Origin of the sequence: Anaeromyxobacter paludicola, assembly GCF_023169965.1 — a bacterium.
Taxonomy (GTDB): domain Bacteria; phylum Myxococcota; class Myxococcia; order Myxococcales; family Anaeromyxobacteraceae; genus Anaeromyxobacter_B; species Anaeromyxobacter_B paludicola.
Genome location: NZ_AP025592.1, coordinates 1,611,669 through 1,636,629, shown reverse-complemented (window position 1 = coordinate 1,636,629; position 24,961 = coordinate 1,611,669). Strand labels below are relative to the sequence as shown.

The following is a 24,961-nucleotide window of genomic DNA, read 5'->3' as shown; positions in this document are numbered from 1 at the left end:
TCGGGCCGCGCAGCATGCGGGCGAGATGGGCACGCGCGGTCCACGTCGCAACGCGCGCACCCCATCCAACCGGCTCCCGACCCCCGGCAGGCTCTGCCTAACGGACGAGCGGGGACACCTTCTTGAACTCCGGCGTCCCGCAGGCGTGCAGGAGGTCGAAGATGGCGGTCTCGGCGGTGGTGACCACCGCGCCGGCGGCGCGGCAGAGCTCGAGCCCGGTGGCGCGGTGCACCTCGAAGCGGCTCGTGACCGCGTCGGCGCACACCTGCACCTGGTAGCCGCGCTCGACGAGGTCGCGGGCGGTCTGGAACACGCAGACGTGCGTCTCCATCCCGGCGAGGATCACCTGCCTGCGCCCGGTGGCCTCGAGCGCGGCGGCGAAGCCCGGGTCGGCCGCGCAGGAGAAGGTGCTCTTCACGAGCGGCTGCGCCGGCAGCACCTCGCGGAGCGCGCCGAGCGTGGCGCCGAGCCCCTTCGGATACTGCTCGGTCGCGAGCAGCGGGAGCCCGAGCTCCTTCGCCGCGCCGGCGAGGGCGCGCGCGTACTTCACGAGCTGCGCGAGCGGCTCCTGCGGCATGGCGGTGCAGAGCCGCTCCTGGACGTCCACGACGAGGACGCAGGCCTGGGCGGGGTCGAGGCGGATGGCGGACATGGGCGCTCCTTCGGCGGGTTCGTTCTAGACGGCGTAACCGGCGGCGCCGCTCCGGGCGGCCGCCTCGGGGTCGATGGCCACGTCCACGCAGTAGACGGTGCCGGAGGCGAAGGCGCGGTCGAGCGCGGCGGGGAGCTCTGCGGGGTCGTCCACGTGCTCGCCGGCCCCGCCCATCGCCTCCACGATCCGATCGTAGCGCGTCGGCGCGAGCCGTGTCGCCGGCGAATGATCGTCCCCATAGAGGTTGCGCTGCGGGATGAGGATCTGCCCCCAGGCGGCGTCGTTCCCGACCACCACCACCATCGGCAGCCGGAAGCGGAGGGCGGTCTCGAAGTCCATCCCGTTCAGGCCGAACGCGCCGTCGCCCTGGACGACGCAGACCGGCCGGTCGGGCGCGAGCAGCTTCGCCGCCAGCGCGAAGGGCGCCCCGACGCCGAGGCACCCGAGGGGCCCGGGGTCGAGCCAGCGCCCGGGGCGCTCGACCCGCAGCACCTTCGCCGCCACCGCCACCACGTTGCCGCCGTCGCCCACGAAGGTGACGTCCCCGGCCCGGCGGGCGGCGGCGTCGAGCTCCCGCGCCAGGCGGAAGTGGTGGATGGGGCGCTGCGCGCTCTCCTCGAAGGCGCGCTGCCGCAGCGCGCGCTCCGCCTCCTTCTCGCGCAGCGCGGCGAGCCAGGCGCCGCCCTCCCGCGGCGGCGCGCCGGCCGCGAGCGCCGCGAGCACGCTGCGGCTGTCGCCGACGATGCCGACCTCGATCGGGCGGTTGCGGCCGATCTCGGCGGCGTCGAGGTCCACCTGCACCACCTTTGCGCCCGGCGCGAACGTCGGCGGCGTCCCGTAGCCGAGCCGGAAGTCGAGCGGGGTCCCGACCACGAGCACCAGGTCGGCCTGCGCGAGCGCGTCCTTCCGCGAGAGCTGGAGGAGCGCCGGGTGCGAGGGCGGCAGGCAGCCGCGGGCCATGCCGTTGAGGTAGACGGGGATCCCGGTCCGCTCCGCCAGCGCGGCGAGCGGCGCCGCGGCGTCGTCCTGGTAGATGGACGAGCCGGCCACGATCACCGGGCGCTCGGCCCGCGAGAGGAGGGCGAGCGCGGCCTCCACCTGCGCGGGGTCGCCGGGGCTGCGGGCGCGGGTGCGGTACCCCGTCAGCTCGTCGGCGAGCGCCTCGTCGGCGCCGTTCGAGAGCACGTCCCACGGGAGCTCGAGGAACACCGGCCCGGGCCGGCCCGCGAGCGCGACGCGGAAGGCCCGCGCGAGGAAGCTCGGGACGAGCTCCGGCGCGGGGACGCGGTCGCTCCACTTCGAGATGCCGGCGAAGAGCTGCGTCTGCGGCATCTCCTGCAGCGAGCCGCGCCCCTGGTTGAAGCTGGGCGCGGCGCCGCCGAGGAGCAGGAGCGGCGAGCACGCGGCCCAGGCGTTGGCGACGCCGGTGACTGCGTCGGTGACGCCCGGCCCGGCGGTCACGATGGCCACGCCGACGCCGCGCGTGAGCCGCGCCCAGGCGTCGGCCGCGTGGCCCGCCGCCTGCTCGTGCCGGGTGTCCACCAGCCGGATGCCCTCGTCCACGCAGCCGGCGTAGATGGGGGCTACGTGGAGGCCGGGGAGGGTGAAGGCCGTCGTCACCCCCTCGCGCCGGAGCATGCGGGCGACGAGCTGCCCGCCGGTGAGGGTCGCCATGCGACCGCTCTAACGCAGAAAGGCCCCGCGCGCCTGAGGGCACACGGGGCCTTCGGGTCCGCCGCCGGGCGAGAGCCCGGCCGACGGAGGCTGGCCGGGGCGGCGCCCCGGCCCGTGGATCAGGCCGACTTCCGGAACCGGGAGAGGTTGGCCGGGAGCTCCGCGAGCGGCGGGAACTGCTTGTCCGCGTGCACGGTCGCGAGCTTGGCGTACAGCGCCTCCTCGGTCTCGGCGTGCGCGTCGTCGGTCACGCAGCAGTCCACCGGGCACACCGCGGCGCAGGCCTCCTCGTCGTGGAAGCCGACGCACTCGGTGCAGAGCGCGGGGTTGATGACGTAGATGTCGTCACCCTGCGTGATGGCGGCGTTGGGGCACTCGGGCTCACAGGCGCCGCAGTTGATGCACTCGTCGGTGATGATGGTGGCCATCGCGGACTCCTACGTGGTGCCGGACGGAGACGTCGGGCGGAGGTGGGCGGAAGTTAGAGGACGCAGCAGTCGACCGGGCAGACGGCGGCGCAGGCCGGCTCGTCGTGCTGGCCCTTGCACTCGGTGCACTTGGAGGCGTCGATGACGTAGATGTCGTCGCCCTGCGAGATGGCGGTGTTCGGGCACTCCGGCTCGCAGGCGCCGCAGTTGATGCACTCCTCGGTGATCTTCATCGCCATCGGCTGGTTCCTCTCGTGCGCCTGGTGGGCGCCACTGGGGTGGGGGAGGGTCCGTTTCATCGCACGGAGGGGGAGGTCCGGTCAAGACGGCGGGTGCTATCTGGACCTGTGCAGTCCACTGGAAACAAAGGGAAATCGACCAGCGGAGCCGATGTAGGGGGCGGAACCGGTCAATTCCGCTCTAAGTGGATTCGTCCGGTCCGCGAAGGCTGGTAGAGTGCGCGCGCATGTCCAAACCCTACGATCCCAAGGACTTCTACTACCGGAAGGCGAAGCAGGAGGGGCTCCGCGCCCGCTCGGCCTTCAAGATCGACGAGATCCTCCGCCGGCACCGGCTGCTGGCGAAGGGGCAGGCGGTCCTCGACCTGGGCGCCGCGCCGGGAGGCTTCCTGCAGATCCTCGGCGAGGCGGTGGGCGAGCGGGGAGTCGCCGTCGGGGTGGACCTCGAGCCCATCCGCAACCTCGGCAAGGCCTGGATCCGGACCGCGGTGGTGAACCTGCTCGACCCGGACGCGGTGGACCGCATCCGGGCCCTCCACCCCGGCCCCTACGATCTCGTCACGAGCGACATGGCCCCCAAGACCATCGGCGTGAAGATCACCGACGAGGCCCGCTCGCTCGAGCTCTGCCGGATGGCGCTCGGCACCTCCGACGCGCTGCTCAAGCGCGGCGGCGCCTTCGTCTGCAAGGTCTTCATGGGCGGCGACTTCCCGCTCTTCAAGAAGGAGCTGCAGGAGCGCTTCGACGAGGTGAAGGTGGTGCGGCCGGAGGCGACGCGCGAGCACAGCTTCGAGTGCTACGTGGTCGGGAAGGGCTTCCGCGCGGCCAAGATCCGGTAATCTGCCAGCCCCTATGTCCACGCTTCTGCAAGAGCTCACGCCGCGCGGCCTCGTCCACGATCAGACCCCGGGCCTGGAGGCCCGCCTCGCCGAGGGGCCCATCAGCGGCTACGTCGGCTTCGACCCCACCGCGGACTCGCTCCACGTCGGCAACCTCGTGCCGGTGATGGGGCTCGCCTGGCTGCAGCGCTGCGGCGGCCGGCCCATCATCGTGGTGGGCGGCGGCACCGGCATGGTCGGCGACCCCTCCGGGAAGCGGGCCGAGCGGCCGGTGCTCTCGGTCGAGCAGATCGACCACAACGTCTCGCGGATCCGCGCCCAGCTCGAGCGCTTCGTCTCCTTCGAGGGCGCGAACGGCGCGCTGGTGCGCAACAACGCCGACTGGCTGCGGCCGCTCGGGCTCATGGAGTTCCTGCGCGACGCCGGCAAGCACTTCACCATCAACTACATGCTGGCCAAGGACTCGGTGAAGAACCGCATGGAAGCGGGGATGTCCTTCACCGAGTTCAGCTACATGCTGGTGCAGGCCTACGACTTCTGGCGGCTCTTCCGGCTCGACGGCTGCGAGCTGCAGATGGGCGGCAGCGACCAGTGGGGCAACATCACCGCCGGCACCGAGCTCATCTCGCGCAAGGAGGGGAGGAGCGCCCACGGCCTCACCTTCCCGCTCCTCACGACCGCGACGGGCGCCAAGTTCGGCAAGAGCGAGCAGGGGAACGTCTGGCTCGATCCCGAGAAGACCTCCCCGTACAAGTTCTTCCAGTTCTGGCTCAACACCGACGATCGCGACGTGGAGCGCTGCCTCAAGTTCTTCACCTTCTTCCCGGTCGAGGAGATCGCGGCGCTCCTGGAGGAGCAGGCGCGCGACCCCGGGAAGCGGCCCGCCCAGCGGCGGCTCGCGGAGGAGATGACGGCGCGCATCCACGGCGCCGAGGCGGCGCGCAACGTGGTGGCGGCGAGCCGGCTGCTCTTCGGCGGCACCGAGCTGCGCGCCGCCAGCGCCGAGGTGCTGGAGGTGCTCTCGCGCGAGCTGCCGGTGGTGACGCTCCCCCGGGCCGAGGTCGAGGGGCTCTCCATCCTCGACGCCCTCGTGAAGAGCGGCCTCGCGAGCTCCAAGGGCGACGCGCGGCGCGGCATCCAGGGGAAGGGCTTCCTCCTGAACGGCGAGACGGTGCCGGCGCCGGAGCGGACCCTCTCCGCCGCCGACCTCCTGCACGGGCGCTACGCCATGGTGCAGAAGGGGAAGCGCAACCACGCGCTCCTCGTCGCGGAGGGGTGAGCGCCAGGTCCTCCTGGCCGCCCCTCCCCAGCCCTCCCCGCCCGAGCGGGGAGGGGGCGCATCGGGCACGGCGTGGGGGCCAGCGAGCCGGAGGCACGACGTGCGGCTCACCCTCTCCCGCGTAGCGGGGGAGGGCGGGGGAGGAGGCGCGCCGCCTACTCCGGCAGCTTCTCCTGCACCCGCTCGATGCTCCGCGCCTTCCCGGTGACCTCGTCGAGGTCCACGATGGCCCCCTGCAGCCAGACGTCGCGCTTCCCGGGCTCGAAGCTCACCGGGCGCTGCGTCAGGAAGCGCTGGACCACGAGCTCCTTCTTCACGCCGATGACCGAGTCCCAGGGGCCGCACATGCCCACGTCGGTGATGTAGGCCGTGCCGCCGGGCAGCACGCGGGCGTCGGCGGTCTGGATGTGCGTGTGCGTCCCGAGCACCGCCGCCACCTCGCCGTCGAGGAAGTGGCCCATGGCGTTCTTCTCGCTCGTCGCCTCGCAGTGCATGTCCACGAGGATGGCCTTCGCGCCGGCGGCCCGGAGCTTCGCGATCTCCTCCTTCACCACCACGAAGGGATCGTCGAGGTTGCGCATGAAGACCCGACCCTCGAGGTTCACCACCCCGAGCTTGCGCCCGTCGGGCGTCTCCACCACGGCGCTGCCCTGGCCCGGCGTGCCCTTGGGGTAGTTGGCCGGACGCAGCAGCCGGCACCCGGGCCGCTCCATGTAGGGGAGGATCTCGCGCTTCGACCAGCTGTGGTTGCCGCCGGTGAGCAGGTTCACCTCCGCCGCGAGCAGCTCGTCGGCGGTGTCCGGCGTCACGCCGTTCCCGCCCGAGCTGTTCTCGGCGTTGGCGATCACGAGGTCGATCCCGTGGCGCCCGATGAGCTTCGGCACGAAGTGCTTCACGGCCTGGCGGCCGGGCTTCGCGAACACGTCTCCGAGGAAGAGGACTTTCAAGGCGGGGGCATAGGAGCCACAGGCGGGGCCCGCAAGTCAACGCGCAACGGTGGCCTCGGCGGGTGCCGGGGGCCGCAGGAGGCGGGTCTCGGTCACCACCGCGTCGAGCGCGACGTCGTGCGACTCGCGCGGCAGGGCGTCCACGACCTGCAGATCGAAGGCGAGCCCGACCCGCTCGGCCTTGCCCTCCACGGCGGCGAGCGTGGCGTCGTAGAAGCCGGCGCCGCGGCCGAGCCGCTCGCAGGCGAGGTCGAAGCCGACGCCCGGCACGAGGAACAGGCCGATCTCCCCGCGCGCGACCGCCGGCGCGCCGGGGGGCGGACGGCGGATGCCGAAGGGTCCGGCCACCAGCGCCTCGGGCGCGGCGGCCGCGAACGAGAGGCGGCGGTCGCCGGCGACGATGACGGGCCACGCGAGCGTCTTGCCGGCCCGGACGGCCGCGGCGGCGAGCGCCGCGGTCTCCACCTCGCCCCCGGACGCGGCGTAGAGCGCGACCACGCCCGCCTCACCCCAAGCGGGGAGGGCGCAGACGGTCCGGGTGATGGCCTCGCAGGCGGTGGCGCGGACGCCCGGCTCGAGCCGGGCGCGCGCGGTCGTGAGCTGCTGGCGGAGCTGCGCCTTCGCGAGCGCCAGGTCGGGGGAAGGGGGATGGGGCGTCATGGTCTCGGGTGCGAAAAAAAGCCCCCCGCCATGGCCGTGTGGCTCGGTTGCTTGGACCTGTATTTCTACAGGTGGGGCACCCGGGTATGACCGGACACCGTAGGCTTCTCCCTCGCTGCTGGGAGCCTGCACATGGAGCCGGCCGGACGCTCCTCTTTTTTACAAAGTCGGCCCAAACGACTCGGAGCCGAATCACGAGCCCGGCAGGGGGCAGATCAAGAGCCATGAAAGAGCTGCAACCGCGCCATTTGACGCAGCTTTTATGGTGAGAGCGTAACGCTCGCCCAGCGGATCTGTCAAGGCGCGTCGGGGGGGCGCGGGTCGGGCCCGGCGGGAGGCCGGCCGTCAGGTGCGATCCGGCTCCTCCGGCGGGAGCGGCACGAGCTCCTTCACTCGGGCGGCCAGCGCGACGCCGTCGCTCTTCACCATCCAGCCGTCGGCGTGGGCGCGGCGGGCGAGGGCCTCGAGGTCCCGCTCTCGCAGCCCGGAGTGGAAGAAGATCTTCGCGGCGGCCGTGCGCTGGTCCTTGCGGAGCTGGGCGGCGAGGATGTCGCCGGACAGCATGCCGGGCAGGTTCACGTCGATGACGATGAGGTCGTAAGGCCCGCGCGGCAGGGCCCCGCGCACCTCCGACCAGTCCATGGCCGACTCGATCCGCCGGTAGCCGGCGTTGCGCAGCGCCGAGTACATGTGCGCGAGGGCCGAGAGGGAGTCGTCGATGATGAGGATCGCGGGGTGGTGCGCCATGCGAGGGCGCAGGATAGCCCCGCGCCGCGCCGGCGGCGAGCTTTGGCGGCGGGCCGGGGGTGGAGGGGCTGCCCCGCCCCTCGCGCCGGGTCAGAGGGGGATGGCGGCTCGCACCCGGGCCGCGAGCCGCGGGATGGCCTCCGCGGCGCGCGCCACGTCCTCGGGCTGGCTGGTCCAGCCGAGGCTGAGCCGGAGGGTGGCGCGGGCCTCCGCCGGCGAGAGCCCCGTGGCCGAGAGCACGTGCGACGGCTTGCTCGACCCGGAGGTGCAGGCGCTGCCGGCGCTGGCGCAGATCCCCTCGAGGTCGAGGGCGATGAGGAGCGCCTCGGCGTCGCAGCCGGGGAGGGTGATGGAGAGGGTGCCGGGCAGGCGCGGCGCGCCGGCGCCGTTCACGCGAGCTCCCGGCCAGGCGGCGAGGAGCGCGGCCTCGAGCCGGTCGCGCAGCGCGCCCACCCTGGCCTGCTCGACCTCGCGGGCGGCGCAGGCCGCCTCGAGCGCCGCGCCGAGCCCGGCGATGCCGGGGAGGTTCTCGGTCCCGGCGCGCCGCTCGCGCTCCTGGTGGCCGCCGAAGAGGGGCGCGAGCGGGAGCCCCGGCCGGACGACGAGCGCACCGGCGCCGCGGGGGCCGCCGAACTTCTGGGCCGTGAGGGCGACGAGGTCGGCGCCGAGGGTGCGGACGTCCACCTCCACCTTCCCGACCGCCTGGACGGCGTCGCAGAAGAAGGGCGCGCCCACCTCGCGCGCCGCCGCCGCGAGCCGGGGGACGGGGAGCATCACCCCGGTCTCGTTGTTGGCGAGCATGGCGCAGGCGAGGGCGGTGCGGCCGGACAGCGCCGCGCGCCAGGCCTCCTCGTCGGGGAGCCCGCGCCGGTCCACCGGGACCACGCGCACGGGCGTGCCCTGGTCGGCGAGCGCCTCGGCGAGGGAGAGGACGCAGGGGTGCTCGACGGCGGTGACCACGAGCTCGCGCCGCTCGCGGGGCGCGGCGCCGAGGACGCCGCGGATGGCGACGGCCGCCGACTCGGTGGCGCCGGAGGTGAAGACCACGTCGCCCGGGCTCGCCGACAGGGCGGCCGCCACCTGGGCGCGGGCGTCGTCGAGCACGGCGCGGGCGGCGCGGCCGGCGGCGTGCGTGGAGGCGGGGTTGCCGAAGACCTCGAGGGCGCGCGCCACCGCGGCGCGGGCCTCCGGCCGGACCGGGGTGATGGCGTTGTGGTCGAGGTAGATCACCGGCTCACACGATGCGCTGCGGCCGGCGGCTCTTCACGCCGAAGGCCTTGAGGAACGCCGACACGATCTCCTGCTCGAGCTTCTTGCGGCCGGCCGGGGAGAGCCCCCGGAGCGGCACCCGGGCGCCCGCCATCGAGCCGTGGCCTCCGGCCGAGCCGCCGCGGGCCTCGATGACCTCCCGGATGAGCCGGCCCGCGTTCATGCGCCGGTCGCTGGTGCGGAGGGAGAAGAAGAGCTGCCCCTCGTAGTCGGCCCAGGCGAGCGACCACTTCACCTCGCCGAGGAACAGGAACCGCTCCGCCACCTCGGCCACCATGTCGGGCGAGTAGATGCTCCCCACGTCGCAGACCACCGCGGCGTCGTAGACCTGCGCCCGCTCGATGGCCGTGTGGTACAGGCGGAAGTACTCGATGGGCAGCCGCGGGTGCTCGATGGCCGCGAGGGCCTCCTTGTCCACCTGCGGGAAGAGCCAGAGGTAGCTCGCGACGTCCGGCGGCGTGGTCTCCCGGCCGAGGTCGCGGGTGTCGGCCTTGATCCCGTAGTAGAGCGCCGTCGCGATGGACGGCGGGAGGGGCAGCCCGCTCGCGCGGATGTACTCGGTGAGGACGGTGGAGGTGGCGCCGAGCCGCCCGCCCACGTCGGCGAAGCGGACGTTGCGGGTCTCCGGGCGCTCCGGGTGGTGGTCGATGACCACGTCGGGGAAGTGGCGCGCCGGGAGCGAGTGGTTCCCCTGCTCCGGCTGGGTGTCCACCATGCAGATGAGGTCGTGCTCGGCGAAGACCACCCGCGAGATGGGCGTGACCGGCAGCCTCAGCACCCTCAGGAAGGCGCGGTTCTCGGCGCGGCCCACGATGCCGCCGTAGGCCACCTGGGCGCGGACCCCGGCGAGCTTCTCGAGGATGTAGGCGAGCGCCACGGCGGCGGCGAGCGCGTCCGGGTCGGGGTTGTCGTGGGTGAGCACCAGCGCGCGCCGGCGCCCCTTCGCGAAGGCGACGAGCCGGTCGAGCTTGGCGCGCTGCCCCTCGGCCCGGCGCGCCTCGGCGGAGCCGCGGGCGGGCCGGGCGGGGCGTGGCCGGGGGCGCGGCCGCGAGCGGCTGCGGGACGCGGGGGTCATCGCAGCAGCGAGCGCAGCACCTCGAGGTTCTCCTTGAAGCGGAGCTCGGTCTCGAGGAAGGCGGGGACGTCGGCGAAGCGGGGGTCGTTCACGAGCCTTCGGAAGGGCTCCGTGCCGAGCGCGCCGTCCCCGATGTGCTCGTGACGGTCCACCCGGCAGCCGCGCCCCTTCTTGCTGTCGTTGAGGTGGAACGCCTGCACGAGCCCGAGCCCGAGGGTCCGGTCGAGCTCGGCGAAGGTCGCCTCGTAGCCCTCCTCGGTGAGGAGGTCGTAGCCGGCGGCGTGCAGGTGGCAGGTGTCCACGCAGACGCCGACGCGCCGGCGGAGCTTCGCGGGCACCGCCTCGCGGATGGCGGCGAGGTGCTCGAAGCGCCACCCGAGCGAGGCGCCCTGGCCGGCGGTGGTCTCGAGGAGCAGCCGGGACCTGCCGGGGGAGCGCTCCAGCGCCTCGGTCATCCCCTCGGCGACGAGCCGCAGCCCCAGCGGCTCGTCCTCGCAGCTCCCCGGGTGGAACACGAGCGACGGGACGCCGAGCGCCTCGCACCGCCCGAGCTCGTCGGCGAGCCCGTCCCAGCTCTTGCGCCGGATCTCGGCGTCGCCGGAGCAGAGGTTCACGAGGTAGGTGCAGTGCGCCGCCGTCGGCTTGCCGGTGCGCGCCGCCTCGGCCCGGAACCGGGCCACCTCCTCGGGGTCGAGCGGCTTCGCCGCCCAGCCGCGGGCGTTGCGCGTGAAGATCTGCAGGCAGTCGGCGCCGTCGGCCTCGGCCCGCGCGAACGCGGTGGAGACCCCTCCGGCGATGCCTTCATGGGCGCCCAGGATCATTCGGGGCGCTGTCATACTCCACGCGGCGGGGCGGCGCCACGGGCGGCAGCACGCCGGGCGGGCGCCCCCGCCCCGGAGCGGGCTCGCTAGCGGGCCTGCCGGCGCCGCTCCTCGCGGGCCTGCCGGACGAGCTTCTCCGCGTTCGCGATCCCGTTCTCGATCGCCTCGAGCACGAGATCGCGGAGCACCGGCTCGGGCTGCTTGAGCGAGTCGTAGTAGCGCTGGCGGTCGATGGCGTGGATGACGCAGGGCTGCAGGCCGGCGTGGAGCAGGTACAGGTTCCCGAGCAGGCGCGCCACCTTCCCGGAGCCCTCGGTGAAGGGGTAGGCCTGCATGAACCCGTGGTGGATCCGGGAGGCCTGCTGGATCGGGTGGGCGCCGCGGAAGTCGGTGGTCTCGACGAGCTCGAACAGCTTCGCGAGCATCGGCTGGATCTTCGCCGGCTGGGCGATCTCGTGGAAGTAGGCCCGGTGGAGCGGCATCTCCTTGCGGAACTCGGCCACCTGCCGGCTCTCGAAGCCCTGGCCGAGCGTCTCGTAGATCCGCTTCGCCAGGGTGAGGTTCACCTTGGGCTTCTTCGCCGCCGCCTCGGCCCGGACGAGGTCGATGGCCGCCTTGTGGTTCCGGATCTCGCGGTGGGCGGCGATCGAGATCGAGTCGCTCACCGGCTGGTGCTGCAGCGCCTGCGAGAGCTCCTGGGCGGTGTAGACGGCGCCCTCGAGCGCGTTCTCGTGGTAGAGCCACGACAGCTCGTACATCCGCTCGAGCTCGGCGCGGAGGCCGGGCTCCTCGCGCAGGAGGTCGGCGAGGTCCTGGCTGCGATCGTCGATGTCGATGTACCGGCTCCGCATGATGCGTGCGCTCCTCTCGGCTCGGCCCCGGGGGAGGGCGAGCGGCGGAAAAGGCGGAAAGTCTCAGGATTCCGCTGTTGTATCCGACGGGCGGACGCCCGGCCACCTCTTCCGGTGCCGGGCGCCCACACCGACGCGTAAGGGAACACTTCGCGCGGCGGAATGTTTCCGGGATTCCTACGCCTGGTAGAAGCTCAGCCAGTCCCGGTACTTGGGGTCCTCGCCCTTCACCGCCCGGAAGAAGCCGGACTGCAGGGCGCGGGTGACCGGACCGGGCTCGCCCTTGCCGATGCGCCGGTTGTCCACCTCCCGCACGGGGGTGACCTCCGCCGCCGTCCCGGTCATGAACAGCTCGTCGGCGATGTACATGGTGTCGCGCGTGAACTTCTGCTCGACCACCGGCACGCCCTGGTCGCGGGCGATGCGGAGCACCGAGTCGCGGGTGATGCCGGCGAGCACCGGGGAGGAGAGCGGCGGGGTGAAGATGGTCCCGTCCTTCACGATGTAGATGTTCTCGCCCGAGCCCTCGGCCACGTAGCCGTCGGTGTCGAGCAGGATGGCCTCGTCGTAGCCGGCGAGCACCGCCTCGCGGTTGGCGAGGATCGAGTTCACGTACTGCCCGCTCACCTTGGCGCGGACCATGTTCACGTTCACGTGCATGCGCGTGAAGGAGGAGACTTTGGCGCGGATCCCCTTGGCGAGCCCCTCGTCGGAGAGGTAGGCGCCCCACGGCCAGGCGGCGATCACGACCTGGGTCGGGTTCTGCGCGCCGACGCCGAGCGTGCCGTAGCCGGAGAAGGCGAGCGGCCGCAGGTAGGCCTCCGGCATCCGGTTGGCCTTGAGCACCTCGACGCAGGCCTCGGAGAGCGCCTCCACCGAGAAGGGCAGGGGCATCATGAGGATGTGCGCCGAGTCGGCGAGCCGCTGGACGTGCTCGCGCAGGCGGAATACGGCGGAGCGGCCGTCGGCGGTCTTGTAGGCCCGGATGCCCTCGAACACCCCGAGACCGTAGTGGAGCGCGTGGGTGAGCACGTGCACCTGCGCCTGGTCCCAGGCCACGAGCTTGCCGTCCATCCAGATCTTGTCCGCCTTCATCATCTTGCGCCGCCTCCGGGTCAAGGGGTGAACGTTTGACTCTGCCCCAACACGGTCGGGGGATCAACGTCGCGTTCGGGACGCGGGGCGGCGGCGGCGGAGCCCCGGCTCACGCGCCGGACGGCGCGGGGCCACCGGCGAGCCCCCGCCCGGCCGCCGGCCGGCGGAAGGGCCGGCACATGCGCGCGATGAGCGGCATCTCCGGCAGGAGCTCCTCCTTGCCCCACTGGATGGCGCGCTCGAGGTGCGCCGGCGCCGGGATGACCTCGACCGGCGACAGCACCTTCTGGAAGCTCTTGGCGTGGCCGATGAACGGCCGGTTCCGGGCCACGTTCTGCGCCACGAGCTGCTGCAGGGTGAACCAGAGCGGGTGGGTGAGCTTGGGCCCGAAGGCGTCGAGCGCGAGGACGAAGGCGTTGCGGGTGCCGAGGGCGCCGCGGTGGACCACGTCGAAGGCGGCGCGGGCGGGCAGGTTGTCGGAGATGCCGCCGTCCATGAGCCGGAAGAGCTCGTGGCGCCGGAAGAGGTCCTCGAGCAGCCGGTGCATCCGCTCGTCGTCCCGCAGGACGTCGTAGTGGATGACGCCCGGCAGGGAGGAGGAGAAGCCGACCGCGTCCACCGCGTCGAAGGCCGCGGTCTCGTCGTCGCCGCCCAGGTAGACGCGGGCGAAGCGGTCGCGCTGCCGCACGAGCTCGGTGAGCGCGGTGCGCAGGTCGGTGACGGCGCGCTTCACCACGTGCGGCCGCGGCATCCGGCCGGTGAGGTCGAGCAGGTGCTCGTAGAAGCCGGGGTCGTGGGGGAGGGCCCCGGCGCGGATGCCGGTCACGGTGACCAGGAGCGGGATGGGGAGGTCGGCGAGCCGGAGCGGCCGCCCGCCGGGCGCGCGCAGGAACTCGCCGATGGCCTCGCGCAGGTAGAGGCGCGCCGCGCCCGGCAGCGCGTAGCGCGACTCGGTCTCGAGGAAGCGGAAGACGCTGCGGAAGGTGAGCTTCGAGACCACCTCGCGCAGGTCCTCCTCGGCGTAGTGGATCCGCCGGGCGCGGAACAGGAGCAGCGTCGCGCCCATGCTCGCCCCGGCGAGGAGCCGCGGCACGAGCCCGTACTGCTCGAGGAGCGCGAACGCGCCCAGGTAGGCCCAGGAGACGCCGCCGCCTCCCCCGCAGACGAGCACCAGCGCCCGCTCGCAGACCTCGCGGTCGAGGAGCTCGGGCGGGAGCCGGTCGGGGAAGGCCTGCAGCAGCCGCTGCCGCCAGGCGAGCGCGCGCGCCCCGAGGTGCGGCGCCAGCCGGGCGGCGCCGGCGCGGTCCACGCCGCCCGCGCGCAGGAGCAGCGGCTCGACGATCGACTGGAGCTCCTGGCGGAAGGGGTCGAGCAGCTCCTCGAGGTCGAGGTCGCCGTCCGGCGTCCGCAGCAGGGTGATCCGCGCCAGGTTGAGCGCGTAGCGGATGGCCGCCTCCTCCGGCTCGGCGAGCCAGGCGGGGCGGGAGACCACGCTCCGGAGCAGCGCCAGCTCCGCCTCCTCGAAGGGGCGGAGCTTGGCGCGGAGCGCGTCGAGGTCCGCGCCGGGGATCATGCGGCCTGGGACATCACCCGCACCGGCAGGACCATGGCGTTGAGGCCGGCGAACTGGAGCCGCCGCTGCAGCTGGTAGGCGGTCTCGTTGTGGAGCAGCCGCTGGAACCACCGCTCCTGCTCGAACACCAGCTTGCCGGCGAAGAAGACGGTGCGCGGGAAGTCGCGCGCGATCTGGATGGCGAGCTGCTCGGCCTCGGTGACCGCCTCGGTCCCGACCGCCATGCGGTAGTCGGCGGCCAGCCCGAGCCGCCGCGCCAGGTCCACGTACCGCCGCAGGCTGCCCTCGGTCTTCTCCTTCACCTGATCCACCTCCTCCACCCCCTTCATGGTCGCCGAGTCGATGACGCCCACCGACACGAAGACGTAGTTCTTGAAGTGCCCGGGGAACAGCCGCTGGACGGTGAGGAGCGCGTGGATGCCGAGCCCGGAGTAGCCGCCCACCATCATCACCGCGGTGGGGAGCTTCGGGTCGAGGCGGGCGTGCTCGCCGGTCGGGTGCGCCGGGAGCGCGTTCATGATCTCGTTGAGGCGGGTGAGGTTCTTCTTCACCTCGAGGTAGTGCCGCCGGATGACGAAGCAGAGCACCACCACCACGCTGGTGGCGACGATGGTGAGCCAGCCCCCCTGCTCGGCCTTCTCGTAGACCGTGCCGGCGAGGATGCCGAGGCAGAGCGCCAGCGCCACCGAGTGGATGACGAGGCCCCGCTTGCGCCCGCTCTCGCCGCGGCGGCCGGTCCAGTAGCGCACCATGGCGGCCTGCGAGAGCGAGAAGGTCACGAAGACGTTGATGGAGTACATCGTGACGAGGGCGGTGATGTCGCCGCGCGTGTAGAGGAGCGCGGCCAGCGAGGCGCCGCCCATGAGCAGCACGCCGTCCTGCATGGTGAGCCGGTCGGAGATCTGGGCGAAGCGGTGCGGCAGCCAGGAGTCGGTGGCCATGTTGGCCATCACGCGGGGGCCGTCGATGAAGCCGGCCTGCGCGGCCACGAAGAGGAGGGCCGCCTCGGCCGACAGCGTGAGCCAGGTGAACCAGGTCCCGACCGGCAGGGCGCCCAGCCGGAAGCCGCCGGCCCAGCGCTCGAGGAGGATGGCGTTCATCGTCTTGTCCCCCTCCGGCGCGATGTGGAACAGCATGTAGAGGAGGAGGATCCCGCCGGCCGTGGCGGCCAGGGAGATCGACATGTAGACCATCGTCCGCCGGGCGGTCTCCACCTTGGGCTCGCGCATGATCTGCAGGCCGTTCGAGACCGCCTCGATGCCGGTGTAGGTGCCGCCGCCCATGGAGTAGGCCCGCACGAACAGGCCGAAGAGGCCCGCGACCCCGAGCGTGGCGAGCCCGCTCCGGAAGCCCTCGTGGACCTCGCCGGCGACCCGCGGGATCTCCGTCGCGTGGGTGGCGATGCCGCCGACGATGAGGATGACGTGGGTGAGCAGGAACAGCCCGAAGATCGGCGTCAGGATGGTGACCGACTCGCGCACGCCGCGCAGGTTCATGATCACGAGCAGGCCGATGACCGCGGCCTCGATGACGAGCTTGTAGGGCGCCCAGTGGGGCGGCAGGACGCTGAAGACCTGGTTCGCGCCGCTCGCGATCGACACCGAGATGGTGAGGACGTAGTCCACGAGGAGCGCCGACCCCGAGACCACGCCGAAGCGCGGCCCGAGCAGGTGGCTCGCGACCACGTACCCGCCGCCGCCGAAGGGGAAGCGCTTGATGATCTGCGAGTAGGCGACGGAGATGACGAAGACCGTCACCGCCGTCGCGAGCGCGAGCGCGACGCCGAGGTAGTGGTGGCTGCCGAGCGCGCGGAAGGCCTCGTCCGGACCGTAGGCCGAGGAGGAGAGGCCGTCGGCGCCGAGCCCCACCCAGGCCAGGAAGGCGATGAGCGAGATGCTGTGGTAGGTGCTCGGGTCCTGGATGTTGCGGGGCGCGCCGAACAGGATCCGGCGCAGGCGCGAGCGGGGGGGCTGCGGGGGCGGGGACGCGGGGGCGTGTAGGTCGCTCATCGAAGTGGGCGCGGAACTTAGCACCCCCGGTGAGGGCGGGGAACGTCCCGCGGTTCGGGGGGGATCTACCGCGTGACCTCGTCGAACGCAGCGCGGACCCGCTCGGTCACCCGCCCGTAGTCGGCGAGGAGCCGCTCTCCCGGGTCGTCCCCCGCGTAGCCGAGCCGGCGGGCCAGCTGCGCCAGGGCCCGGCCGCCCCGCGGGAGGTGGTCGATGGTGTAGTCGTGCACGATCCGGAGGCGGAGCTCGAGCCGGCGCAGGAACTCGTAACCCCGCGACAACGCTTCGTGCGGCCCCTCCCGGAGGAGGCCCGCGGCGCGCAGCCGCTCGAGCGCGAGCGGCGTGGAGGGGACCCGCAGCTCCGGGAAGGCGTGCCCGTGGGCGAGCTGCAGGTACTGCACCGCGAACTCCACGTCGATGAGGCCGCCGCGACCCGCCTTGGGGTTCTTCCCCCGCTCCCGCTCCTGGCCGATCTCGGCCTCGATCCGCTCGCGCATGCGCCGGATCTCGGCGGCGAGCGCGCCCACGTCGCCCGGCTCGCCGTAGACCACCTCGTCGAGCACGGTCTGGCGCACCCGCTCGAAGGCGGCCACGTCGCCCGCCACCGGGCGGGCGCGGATGAGGGCCTGCCGCTCCCAGAGCTGGCTCCGCACCGGCTCCTCTCCGCCGCCCTTGCCGGTGTGGTAGCGGGCGAAGCCGCTCGCGCTGGTCACGAGGGCGCCCTGGTTGCCCGAGGGGCGCAGCCGCGTGTCGATCTTGTAGAGGACGCCCTCCCGCAGCGGCACCTGCAGGAAGGACATGAGCCGCTGCGCCAGCCGGGCGTAGCCGGCGTGCTGCTCCTCCTCCCCCTCGGGGTAGAGGAAGATGAGGTCGAGGTCGGAGTGGTAGCCGAGCTCCGCGCCGCCGAGCTTGCCCATGGCCACCACGCACAGCCGGCCGGGCGCGGCGCGCCCCTTCTCGCGGGCCTCCTCCTCGGCGAGCGAGAGCGCCCGCTCGAGGCAGACCTCGGCCACCGCGGTGAGCTGGGCGGCGACGTCGGCGAGCCGGAGCGTCCCGGCGATGTCGTGGATGGCGACCCGGAGCACCTCCTCGTTCTTGAGGCGGCGCAGCTCGCCCAGCCGGCGCTCGACCCGCTCGTCGATCTGGAGGTCGGGGCCGTGGAGCGCGAGCCGCTCGTCCGCCTCGGCGGCGAGCTCGGCGCGGCTCTTCACGAGCGAGACCTGGTCCTCGCGCAGGAGGCCGTCGAGGAGCTCGGGGTGGCGCAGGAAGCGCTTGGAGAGGAAGTCGGAGGTGCCGAAGAGCGACAGCAGCAGCCGGGCCACGCGCCGGTGCTCGGCGAGGAGCCGGAAGTAGGCCTCCGGCGAGCGGAGCGCCGCGGCGAACTCGGAGAGGTGCGAGAGCGCCTGGTCGGGATCGGGCGTGGCGAGCGCCTCGGCCAGCAGGTCCACCGCCTGGGCAGGGTCCCCGAGCGGCGAGAAGGGGGTGCGCCGCCGCGCCAGGGCGTCGATGGCGGCGAGCGCGCGGTCGGGGTCGGCGAGGCCGCGCTTCGCCGCGATGGCGGAGCGCCGCTCCGGCTCGACCTGCGGGTCGGCGAGGAGGGCCAGCTCCGGGTCCAGCGGCGGGCGGCTCTCCACCCCGAGCAGCCCGGCGAAGAGCGCCGCCACCCGGTCGCGGTGCAGGCCGAGCGCCTCCTCGAAGGCGGCCACCGACGGGAAGCCCATGGCGCGGGCCACGAGCCGCCGCTCCTCGCCCTCCGGCAGCCGGTGCACCTGCGCCCCCTCGATCATCTGCACCCGGTGCTCGGCCCGGCGCAGGAAGAGGTAGGCGTCGGCGAGCGCGTCCCGGTCCCGGGCCTGGAGCACGCCGGCGTAGAGCAGCCGGTCGGCGGCCGGCAGCACCGCCCGCTCGCGCAGCCGCTCGCCGCCGGGGCGGCCGCCGTGGACGAGCTGCAGCGCCGAGACGAAGAACTCGGCCTCGCGGATGCCGCCCTTGCCGAGCTTCAGGTCGTCCCTGCCCTCGGCGCCGGCGCGGGCGTCGATGCGCGCCTTCATGGCCTGGATCTCGCCGAGCACGCCGAGGTCGAGCGAGCGCCGCCAGACGAACCCCTCGAGCAGCCCGAGGAGCTCGTCGCCGACCGCGAGGTCGCCCGCGCCGGGGCGCGCCTTGAGGAGCGCGTTCCGCTCCCAGCTCCGGCCGAACGACTGGTAGTAGAGCTCGGCCGCGCGGACCCCGTTGACGATGGGGCCGCTGCGCCCGTCGGGCCGCAGGTTGAGGTCCACCCGGAAGACGAAGCCCTCCTCGGTGGGGCGCGCCATCGACTCGGTCACCGCCTCGGCCAGCTTGGCGAAGTAGGCGAAGTGGGTGGTGCCGTCGGCGGTCTCGCCGTCCTGGCCGTAGACGTAGATGAGGTCCACGTCGGAGGAGAAGTTGAGCTCGTTGGCGCCGAGCTTGCCCATGGCGAGCGCGCAGAAGCCGGCGCCCGGCTCGCGGGCCTCGAGCCCCGCGGGCGGCCCGTGCCGCGTCCGGAGGCGGCGGTCGTGGAAGCGGATCGCGGCGTCGGTGCAGGCGAGGGCGAGGCCGGAGAGCTCGGCGGTCACCTCGCGCATCGGCGCCCGGCGCAGGTCGCGCAGCGAGATGCGCAGGACCTCGCGGGCCCGCACGCGGCGGAGCAGCCGGTCGAAGCCGGCCCCGTCGCCCGGCGCGAGCCCGCGGGCGGCCCGCGCCAGGAGCCGGCGCAGGGAGGCCTCCGCGCGCGGCCGGGTGAGCCAGGGCGAGCGGGCGGTCCGGCGCAGGAGCCCGGGGTGGAGCGCGAGCAGGCGGGCGGCGAGGCGGGAGCTGCCGCAGAGCAGCACCAGGGCCTCGCGCAGGTCGGGCTCGGCGGGGAGCGCGGCCGCCGCGTCGGCGTACCGCTCCACCCCCGCGAGCGCCAGGTCGGGATCGGGCGCGCGGCGCGCCAGCTCGGCGAACGCCGGGGCGGCGTCGGGGAAGCGGCGCGCGAGGCGATCGAGCCGCTCCGCCGAGGCGGGGGAGGGCTCGAGCGGGGGCAGGGCGGGATCGAGGTGGGAGAGGGGGCCGGGCGTCATCGGAGCCTTCGCGGGCTCTCAGTAGAGGATGGAGAAGCCGGCGTAGTCGGCGACGCTCGGGCTGTGGGTCTGGTCGCCGTCGGTGAGGAGGCCGATGCCGACGAGGTCGGGGACGTCTCCCTTGGGGTCGCCGCCGAGGAAGTGGGACCGGAAGGCGGCCTTGAGGTCCACCTCCTCGGTGATCCACTCGCCGAGGGGGCGTCCGGACTCGCGCACCACCGCGTCCTGGGCGGCGAAGAGGTTCCGCTTCTGCTGGCAGGAGCGGCCGCGCCGGCCGGTCCCGGCCCAGACGTACTTGATGACGTAGTACTTGAGGCCCGACTTCCAGACCACGTAGACGCAGGCGGCCGAGTCGCCGCGCCCGGCGTCGCACTCGTTCCCCTTCTCGGGGACGGCGAGGGCCCGCCAGCGCCAGCGCAGCTTCGTCGCCTTCTGGTGGAGCCGGTCGGGGAGCTGGAGCCCGAGCGTCACCGTCTCGAGCGGCGGCTTGTACTCCGCGTGGATGTGGCGATCGTCCGGCGGTCCGGTCACCTGGTAGTACATGACCGGGCCGGAGTCCCGCTCCACCACGCGGAAGTCGGTGAGCGGGAGCTTCTCCTCGTTCAGGAACGGGGGAGGGGGCGGGACCGCCGGGGTGGCCGTGGGCGTGGGGGCGGGATCGGCGGCGGCGAGGAGCACGAGCGTCGCGGCGGCCGCCGCGGCGCGGGCGAGGAGTGGTTTCACGCGCCCTTGAGCTTACCCCCACCCCGTCCGGTCGCAATCCTTCCGCCCTCCGGCCTTGTTCCCGCCCGCCCCGAGCGAGCCACCCCCCGGGCGGCGCCGGCACGCATATTGAGCCGCGAGGACCTGCCGAGGAGCCGGGATGGACGACGGATCGAGCTGCTTCCACCGCGTGACGTATCGCGAGCCGCACCACGAGCGGACGCGCCGGCTGCTGGCGGCGCACCCGGAGGCGCGCGCGCTCTGCGGCCACGCGCCGGTCTCGGCGCTGTTCGTGCTCGGCCTGGTCGCCGCCCAGCTGGCGCTCGCCGTCGCCCTGCGCGGCGCCCCCTGGTGGCTCCTCCTCGGCGCGGCCTGGGCGCTCGGCGCGGTGGCCGACCACGGGCTCTGGGTGCTCATCCACGACTGCACCCACGACCTCGTCTTCCGGCGCCCGGGCCCGAACCGCTGGCTCGCCATCCTCGCGAACCTCCCCATCCTCTTCCCGGCCGCCATCTCCTTCCGCAAGTACCACCTGCTCCACCACGCCTACCAGGGCGCCGAGGACCTCGACGCCGACCTCCCGAGCCCGCTCGAGGTGCGGCTGGTGGGGAGCTGCGCGTGGCGCAAGGCGCTCTGGCTCCTCCTCTTCTTCGTGGCCCAGACGTCGCGCATCCCGCGGCTGCGCCGCGTGCCCTTCTTCGACCGGTGGTACGCGGTCAACCTCGCCGTCCAGGTGGCCTTCGCGGCGGCGGTCCTCCTGGCGCTCGGGCCGTGGGCGCTCGCCTACCTCTTCGCGAGCAGCGTCTTCGCGGTGGGGCTGCACCCGGTGGGCGCGCGCTGGATCCAGGAGCACTACCTCACCTTCCCGGGCGGCCAGGAGACCTTCTCCTACTACGGGCCGATGAACCTCCTCGCCTTCAACGTGGGCTATCACAACGAGCACCACGACCTCATGAAGGTGCCCTGGTTCCGGCTCCCGGCGCTGAAGCGGCTCGCCCCGGAGCTCTACGAGCCGCTCCACGCGCACCGCTCCTGGACCCGCCTGCTGCTCCGCTTCATCTTCGACCCGAGCCTGTCGCTCGGGAGCCGCATCACCCGCGCGCCCGCCCCCGCGGCGGCCGATTCCGAAGCGGCGGCGGCGCCGGTGCCCGGTTAGGAACCGGACATGCTCTGGCTGGCGCCGCGCGAGCCCGTCGAACGACCCCGCACCGGCAGCCCCCGGATGTTCCGGGTGGACTTCATCGAGCGCCACCTGTCGCGGGTGCGGCCGTGGCAGGTGGCGGTGGTCTGGGCGCCGTTCACGCTCTGGCTGCTCTGGCGCGCGGCGCGCGATCCGCTCGTCTCCAGCGGCGCGGCCGCCTCGCTGGCGCTCCTCGGGCTCGCGGCGTGGACGCTCCTCGAGTACGCGCTCCACCGCTTCGTCTTCCACGCCGGCTTCGGGGGAGGCGCGCTCGGGCGCGACGTGCACTTCCTCATCCACGGCGTGCACCACGACTACCCGCACGACCCCGACCGGCTGGTGATGCCGCCGCTGGTCGCGGCCGTGCTCGCGGTGCTCATCGGCTGGCCGCTCCACGCCGCCGTGGGCGCGCACGCCTTCGCGCCGCTCTTCGGGGGGCTCGTGGCGGGGTACCTCTGGTACGACCTCACCCACTACTGGGCGCACCACGGCCGCGCCCGCACCGCCCTCGGCCGCAAGCTGAAGCGCTGGCACCTGCAGCACCACTTCCTCGACAACGGCGAGCGGTACGGGGTGACGACGCCGTTCTGGGACTACGTGTTCGGCACCGCGCCGCGCGAGCCCGCCCCGGGGGCGGTGAGCGCCGGCCGGGCGCGGTGAGGGCAGCCCGGTCCTCGTGGCCGGCCCCTCCCCAGCCCTCCCCACCCGGTGGGGAGGGAGAGCTTCTCGTAGCTCCTCCCTCTCGCGGAGCCGTCGTCAAGGAGCGCCACTCCCCCTCTCCCGCGTCAGCGGGGGAGGGCCGGGGAGGGGGCTCTCAGTCCTGCGGCTCCTCCGCGCGCTCGCCGCGGGCGCCACGGGCGAGGCCGTGCTGGCGGATCTTCTTGTGGAGGTTGGTCCGCTCCACCCCGAGCGCCTGCGCGGCCTGGGTGATGTTCCAGTCGTGCTCCTCGAGCTTCTTGAGGATGTAGTCGCGCTCGACGAGGTCGCGCAGCTCCCGCAGCCCCACCTCGCCGTAGGACGAGAGGTCGGAGGCGCCGGGGGGCGGGGCGGCCGGCGCGCGGCGGCTCGGCTCGGGCACGTCGTCCGGGCCGATCCGGTCGCCGGACATGATGGCGATCCGCTCGCAGAGGTTGCGCAGCTCGCGCACGTTGCCCGGCCAGCGGTGCTGCCGGAGCCGCTCGTACACCGCCGGGTCCACCGGCTTGGGGCGCAGCCCGTTCTCGCGCAGGGCGAGGGTGAGGAACCGCTCGGCCAGGAGCGGCACGTCCTCGAGGCGGTCGCGGAGCGGCGGCGCGGTGAGGGGCACGACGGCGAGCCGGAAGTAGAGGTCCTCGCGGAAGGTGCCCTGGCGCACCTCCTCCTCGAGATCCTTGTTGGTGGCCGCGATCACCCGGACGTCCACGGTGAGCGCGCGCTCGCCGCCGACGCGCGTGATCTCGCCGGTCTGCAGGGCCCGCAGCACCTTGGCCTGGGCCGAGGGGCTCATGTCGCCCACCTCGTCGAGGAAGAGCGTGCCGCCGTGCGCCACCTCGAACTGGCCGCGGCGGCGCGCCCCGGCGCCGGAGAAGCTGCCCTTCTCGTGGCCGAAGAGCTCGCTCTCGATGAGCTCGCCGGGGATGGCGGCGCAGTTCACCTTCACGAACGGCCCCTGCGCCCGCTTCGAGAGCCGGTGCAGCTCCTGGGCGATGAGCTCCTTGCCGGTGCCCGACTCCCCGAGGATGAGCACCCGCCCGCTGGTGGGCGCCACCTTCGCGATCTCCGCCCGGAGCCGCTGCAGGGCCGGGCTCTCGCCCAGCATCTCGTCGCCGAAGCGCCGCTCGCGGGCGGAGAGGTCGCGGACGCGCTCCTCCAGGCCGCGCCGGGCGAGGGCGTTGCGCACGCTCACGAGGACCCGGTCCCGGTCCACCGGCTTCGAGAAGAAGTCGGCCGCCCCGCGCTTCATCGCCTCCACCACGTCGGGCGTCTCGGCGTGGCCGGAGATGACGATCACCGGCAGGTCGCGCCAGAGCTCCCGCGCCCGCTGGAGCAGGGCGAGCCCGTCCATCCCGGGCAGCCGGATGTCGAAGACCCCGAGGTCGCACGGCTCGGCCTCGAGGAGCTTGAGCGCGTCCTCGGCGCTCTCCGCCTCCGCCACCTGGTAGCCCTCGGCCTCGAGGACCATGCGCAGCGTGCGGCGGATGTTCTTCTCGTCGTCCACGACGAGGATGGTCTGCTGGCCCGGGGTCATGGCCGGATTATAGGGGGTCGCGCTCCAGGACGGCGGCGGCGTGTCGCCGGAACGGCGGGGGGCGGAGCAGGGCGGGGCCGCCGGCGGCGCGGACCTCCTCCCGCCCGAGCTCGGCGCCGGTGAGGTCGTCCACCCAGCGCACCCGCCAGCGGCCTTCGGGCAGGGGCAGCCGCACGCGCGCGCCCCGCACCGGCTCGCCGTACCCTTTCGCCGGCGCGAGGAGCCAGAGCGCCCGCCGCGCGCCGCGGGCCACCGCGTGGGCGCGCAGCCCGGGCGGCGCCTCGGCCTCGGCCGCCGCCGGGAGCAGCGGGGCGCGCTCGCCGAGCGCGGCGAGGAAGTCGGCGAGGGCGCGGAAGTGGCGGCCGCGCTCGGGCGTCATCGGCTCGTCCGAATCTTCGTTGAAGGGTGGCGCGCTGTGGGCGAGCACCCCCGCCCCGCAGAAGACGGCGCTCCAGATGCCGACGTGGGTGTGGTCGTAGGCCGGCTTGGGCTCGCCCCCGTAGGCGAACTCGCCCACCAGCACCGGCCGCTCGTAGCGGCGGGTGTCCTCGACGGTGTCGCAGAGCGCCCGCTCGAGCGCGTGCACCTCGTAGACGTCCTTGCCGTACCGGTGCCACTGCACGACGTCGTCCACCGGGTCGGCCCACCAGGCGCGCTCGTCCCGCTGCACGTTCCAGTGGAGCCCCACCGGCCCCGCGGTGACGAGGTGTCCGTAGGGATCGAGGCGCCGCCAGGTCTCGCCCATGGCGTGCGCCCAGGGGATCCAGGCGTCCTCCGGGATGGCGCCGTCCCACTCCGGCTCGTTGAGGAGGTCCACCGCGAGGAGCGAGGTCGAGTAGCCCCAGCGCGCCGCGACGTAGCGGAGCCGGCGGGCCGCCAGCGCGCGCGCCCGGGGGTCGTCGAAGAAGTCGCGCGGGGTGGCGGCCGGGCCGCCGCGGGCGGCGCTGTAGGGGTTGTCCTCCCAGCCCTTCCAGGCGTCGCCCGGCGTGAAGCCGACCGCGAAGACGGAGAGGATCACCTGCACGCCGCTCGCCTCCGCCGCCTCGAAGATCCGGTCGTAGTCGCGCGCGGCCGCCTCGTCGAAGGACCCGAGCGCGGGCTCGAGGCAGCCGGGCTGCGGGTCGCGCGGCGGCGCGCGGGGGCAGCCGGTGAAGACGAACACCCGCAGCGTGTTCATGCCGTGCGCCGCCATGGCCGCGACGTAGCTGGCCGCGCTCGCGCCCCCCTGCCACGACGGATCGTAGACGTTGAACCGGTTCTCGCCCAGCGGGACGAAGTCGCGGCCGTCGGCCCGGGCGAGGGCGTGCGGGTCGGCCGGGCTGCGCCCCACCGGCCCCGGGGCCCCCCCGCCGGCTACGTCGAAGGTGCCCTCCGCGAGCGCCCGGGGCGGTCCGCCGGGCGGCGCCGCCACCAGCCGGTAGCGGTGCGGCCCGGCCGCGCGCGGCCGCACCCGGGCGAGGAGCTCGCCGCCCGCCTGGAACGCCGGCAGCGCGTAGGTCCGCCCGCCGGGCTCGGTCACCTCGACCTGGACCGCGCCCGCGTCCAGGCCGGGCGGCGCCGGGACCCGCAGCTCCAGCCGGCGGTTCACCTCGGCGCGCGCCGGCGCGACGG

General features: G+C 73.9%; 22 protein-coding genes and 1 other RNA gene. 4 read left to right on the top strand and 19 right to left on the bottom strand.

Features of this window, described 5'->3' with window-relative positions:
- Nucleotides 1-97: 97 nt before the first annotated feature.
- The 4 genes from AMPC_RS07655 to AMPC_RS07640 form a co-directional block, all read right to left on the bottom strand.
- A complete protein-coding gene (locus tag AMPC_RS07655) occupies nucleotides 98-652 on the bottom strand; it encodes an isochorismatase family protein (RefSeq protein WP_248345556.1) in 555 nt (184 codons plus the stop codon).
- Between the two features lie 24 nt (nucleotides 653-676).
- Entirely contained in the window at nucleotides 677-2,326 is a 1,650-nt protein-coding gene (locus AMPC_RS07650; RefSeq protein WP_248345555.1) for a thiamine pyrophosphate-binding protein, read from the bottom strand.
- A 119-nt stretch (nucleotides 2,327-2,445) separates the two neighbouring features.
- Nucleotides 2,446-2,754, bottom strand: coding sequence for a YfhL family 4Fe-4S dicluster ferredoxin (locus AMPC_RS07645; protein WP_248345554.1), 309 nt, complete (start codon nucleotides 2,752-2,754; stop codon nucleotides 2,446-2,448).
- A gap of 53 nt (nucleotides 2,755-2,807) precedes the next feature.
- Complete coding sequence (locus AMPC_RS07640) at nucleotides 2,808-2,993, bottom strand: YfhL family 4Fe-4S dicluster ferredoxin (RefSeq protein WP_256466130.1); 186 nt, start codon at nucleotides 2,991-2,993, stop codon at nucleotides 2,808-2,810.
- A gap of 227 nt (nucleotides 2,994-3,220) precedes the next feature.
- Between AMPC_RS07640 and AMPC_RS07635 the strand changes: the two genes are divergently transcribed.
- Nucleotides 3,221-3,832, top strand: coding sequence for an RlmE family RNA methyltransferase (locus AMPC_RS07635; RefSeq protein WP_248345553.1), 612 nt, complete (start codon nucleotides 3,221-3,223; stop codon nucleotides 3,830-3,832).
- Nucleotides 3,833-3,845: 13 nt separating this feature from the next.
- Nucleotides 3,846-5,111 carry a tyrosine--tRNA ligase gene (gene tyrS, locus AMPC_RS07630; RefSeq protein WP_248345552.1) on the top strand — a complete coding sequence of 422 codons (1,266 nt, stop codon included), beginning with the start codon at nucleotides 3,846-3,848 and terminating at the stop codon, nucleotides 5,109-5,111.
- Between the two features lie 155 nt (nucleotides 5,112-5,266).
- On the opposite strand, the gene AMPC_RS07625 is transcribed toward tyrS, so the two are convergent.
- The 13 genes from AMPC_RS07625 to AMPC_RS07565 form a co-directional block, all read right to left on the bottom strand.
- Nucleotides 5,267-6,058 (bottom strand): TIGR00282 family metallophosphoesterase, encoded by a 792-nt coding sequence (locus AMPC_RS07625; RefSeq protein ID WP_248345551.1) that lies wholly within the window; start codon nucleotides 6,056-6,058, stop codon nucleotides 5,267-5,269.
- A gap of 36 nt (nucleotides 6,059-6,094) precedes the next feature.
- A complete protein-coding gene (locus tag AMPC_RS07620) occupies nucleotides 6,095-6,718 on the bottom strand; it encodes a 5-formyltetrahydrofolate cyclo-ligase (protein ID WP_248345550.1) in 624 nt (207 codons plus the stop codon).
- An 18-nt stretch (nucleotides 6,719-6,736) separates the two neighbouring features.
- Nucleotides 6,737-6,931: non-coding RNA, 6S RNA (ssrS, locus tag AMPC_RS07615), on the bottom strand.
- 132 nt (nucleotides 6,932-7,063) lie between these two features.
- A complete protein-coding gene (locus AMPC_RS07610) occupies nucleotides 7,064-7,465 on the bottom strand; it encodes a response regulator (RefSeq protein WP_248345549.1) in 402 nt (133 codons plus the stop codon).
- A 90-nt stretch (nucleotides 7,466-7,555) separates the two neighbouring features.
- The gene (locus AMPC_RS07605; protein WP_248345548.1) at nucleotides 7,556-8,695 is read right to left on the bottom strand and encodes a cysteine desulfurase family protein; all 1,140 of its coding nucleotides are present in this window, start codon (nucleotides 8,693-8,695) and stop codon (nucleotides 7,556-7,558) included.
- Nucleotides 8,696-8,699: 4 nt separating this feature from the next.
- Nucleotides 8,700-9,809, bottom strand: a complete 1,110-nt coding sequence (locus AMPC_RS07600) for a DHH family phosphoesterase (protein ID WP_248345547.1) — start codon at nucleotides 9,807-9,809, stop codon at nucleotides 8,700-8,702.
- Nucleotides 9,806-10,630, bottom strand: a complete 825-nt coding sequence (locus AMPC_RS07595; protein WP_248345546.1) for a deoxyribonuclease IV — start codon at nucleotides 10,628-10,630, stop codon at nucleotides 9,806-9,808. Before AMPC_RS07595 ends, AMPC_RS07600 begins: the two co-directional genes overlap by 4 nt.
- Before the next feature lie 86 nt (nucleotides 10,631-10,716).
- Entirely contained in the window at nucleotides 10,717-11,481 is a 765-nt protein-coding gene (locus AMPC_RS07590; RefSeq protein WP_248345545.1) for a Fic family protein, read from the bottom strand.
- Between the two features lie 177 nt (nucleotides 11,482-11,658).
- A complete protein-coding gene (locus AMPC_RS07585) occupies nucleotides 11,659-12,579 on the bottom strand; it encodes a branched-chain amino acid transaminase (protein WP_248346278.1) in 921 nt (306 codons plus the stop codon).
- 106 nt (nucleotides 12,580-12,685) lie between these two features.
- Nucleotides 12,686-14,149, bottom strand: coding sequence for a patatin-like phospholipase family protein (locus AMPC_RS07580; protein WP_248345544.1), 1,464 nt, complete (start codon nucleotides 14,147-14,149; stop codon nucleotides 12,686-12,688).
- The gene (locus AMPC_RS07575) at nucleotides 14,146-16,158 is read right to left on the bottom strand and encodes an APC family permease (protein ID WP_248345543.1); all 2,013 of its coding nucleotides are present in this window, start codon (nucleotides 16,156-16,158) and stop codon (nucleotides 14,146-14,148) included. The genes AMPC_RS07580 and AMPC_RS07575 overlap by 4 nt, the downstream gene beginning before the upstream one ends.
- A gap of 65 nt (nucleotides 16,159-16,223) precedes the next feature.
- A complete protein-coding gene (gene glnE / locus AMPC_RS07570; RefSeq protein WP_248345542.1) occupies nucleotides 16,224-19,241 on the bottom strand; it encodes a bifunctional [glutamate--ammonia ligase]-adenylyl-L-tyrosine phosphorylase/[glutamate--ammonia-ligase] adenylyltransferase in 3,018 nt (1,005 codons plus the stop codon).
- Between the two features lie 18 nt (nucleotides 19,242-19,259).
- Entirely contained in the window at nucleotides 19,260-19,964 is a 705-nt protein-coding gene (locus tag AMPC_RS07565; RefSeq protein ID WP_248345541.1) for a DUF3047 domain-containing protein, read from the bottom strand.
- 139 nt (nucleotides 19,965-20,103) lie between these two features.
- On the opposite strand from AMPC_RS07565, the gene AMPC_RS07560 reads away from it, so the two are divergent.
- On the top strand, nucleotides 20,104-21,099 hold the full coding sequence (locus AMPC_RS07560) for a fatty acid desaturase (RefSeq protein ID WP_248345540.1): 996 nt from the start codon (nucleotides 20,104-20,106) through the stop codon (nucleotides 21,097-21,099).
- Nucleotides 21,100-21,108: 9 nt separating this feature from the next.
- Nucleotides 21,109-21,783 (top strand): sterol desaturase family protein, encoded by a 675-nt coding sequence (locus AMPC_RS07555; RefSeq protein WP_248345539.1) that lies wholly within the window; start codon nucleotides 21,109-21,111, stop codon nucleotides 21,781-21,783.
- Nucleotides 21,784-21,937: 154 nt separating this feature from the next.
- Here the strand turns inward: AMPC_RS07555 and AMPC_RS07550 are convergent, their stop codons facing one another.
- Complete coding sequence (locus AMPC_RS07550) at nucleotides 21,938-23,350, bottom strand: sigma-54-dependent transcriptional regulator (protein ID WP_248345538.1); 1,413 nt, start codon at nucleotides 23,348-23,350, stop codon at nucleotides 21,938-21,940.
- A gap of 7 nt (nucleotides 23,351-23,357) precedes the next feature.
- A complete protein-coding gene (locus tag AMPC_RS07545; protein ID WP_248345537.1) occupies nucleotides 23,358-24,938 on the bottom strand; it encodes a cellulase family glycosylhydrolase in 1,581 nt (526 codons plus the stop codon).
- Nucleotides 24,939-24,961 lie beyond the last annotated feature (23 nt).

Excerpts from the sequence above, each read along its gene's own strand:
- AMPC_RS07655 (WP_248345556.1), bottom strand. The coding sequence starts at position 652 with ATGTCCGCCATCCGCCTCGACCCCGCCCAGGCCTGCGTCCTCGTCGTG.
- AMPC_RS07650 (WP_248345555.1), bottom strand. The coding sequence starts at position 2,326 with ATGGCGACCCTCACCGGCGGGCAGCTCGTCGCCCGCATGCTCCGGCGC.
- AMPC_RS07645 (WP_248345554.1), bottom strand. The coding sequence starts at position 2,754 with ATGGCCACCATCATCACCGACGAGTGCATCAACTGCGGCGCCTGTGAG.
- AMPC_RS07640 (WP_256466130.1), bottom strand. The coding sequence starts at position 2,993 with ATGGCGATGAAGATCACCGAGGAGTGCATCAACTGCGGCGCCTGCGAG.
- AMPC_RS07635 (WP_248345553.1), top strand. The coding sequence starts at position 3,221 with ATGTCCAAACCCTACGATCCCAAGGACTTCTACTACCGGAAGGCGAAG.
- tyrS (WP_248345552.1), top strand. The coding sequence starts at position 3,846 with ATGTCCACGCTTCTGCAAGAGCTCACGCCGCGCGGCCTCGTCCACGAT.
- AMPC_RS07620 (WP_248345550.1), bottom strand. The coding sequence starts at position 6,718 with ATGACGCCCCATCCCCCTTCCCCCGACCTGGCGCTCGCGAAGGCGCAG.
- AMPC_RS07610 (WP_248345549.1), bottom strand. The coding sequence starts at position 7,465 with ATGGCGCACCACCCCGCGATCCTCATCATCGACGACTCCCTCTCGGCC.
- AMPC_RS07600 (WP_248345547.1), bottom strand. The coding sequence starts at position 9,809 with ATGACCCCCGCGTCCCGCAGCCGCTCGCGGCCGCGCCCCCGGCCACGC.
- AMPC_RS07595 (WP_248345546.1), bottom strand. The coding sequence starts at position 10,630 with ATGATCCTGGGCGCCCATGAAGGCATCGCCGGAGGGGTCTCCACCGCG.
- AMPC_RS07590 (WP_248345545.1), bottom strand. The coding sequence starts at position 11,481 with ATGCGGAGCCGGTACATCGACATCGACGATCGCAGCCAGGACCTCGCC.
- AMPC_RS07585 (WP_248346278.1), bottom strand. The coding sequence starts at position 12,579 with ATGATGAAGGCGGACAAGATCTGGATGGACGGCAAGCTCGTGGCCTGG.
- AMPC_RS07580 (WP_248345544.1), bottom strand. The coding sequence starts at position 14,149 with ATGATCCCCGGCGCGGACCTCGACGCGCTCCGCGCCAAGCTCCGCCCC.
- AMPC_RS07575 (WP_248345543.1), bottom strand. The coding sequence starts at position 16,158 with ATGAGCGACCTACACGCCCCCGCGTCCCCGCCCCCGCAGCCCCCCCGC.
- glnE (WP_248345542.1), bottom strand. The coding sequence starts at position 19,241 with ATGACGCCCGGCCCCCTCTCCCACCTCGATCCCGCCCTGCCCCCGCTC.
- AMPC_RS07560 (WP_248345540.1), top strand. The coding sequence starts at position 20,104 with ATGGACGACGGATCGAGCTGCTTCCACCGCGTGACGTATCGCGAGCCG.
- AMPC_RS07555 (WP_248345539.1), top strand. The coding sequence starts at position 21,109 with ATGCTCTGGCTGGCGCCGCGCGAGCCCGTCGAACGACCCCGCACCGGC.
- AMPC_RS07550 (WP_248345538.1), bottom strand. The coding sequence starts at position 23,350 with ATGACCCCGGGCCAGCAGACCATCCTCGTCGTGGACGACGAGAAGAAC.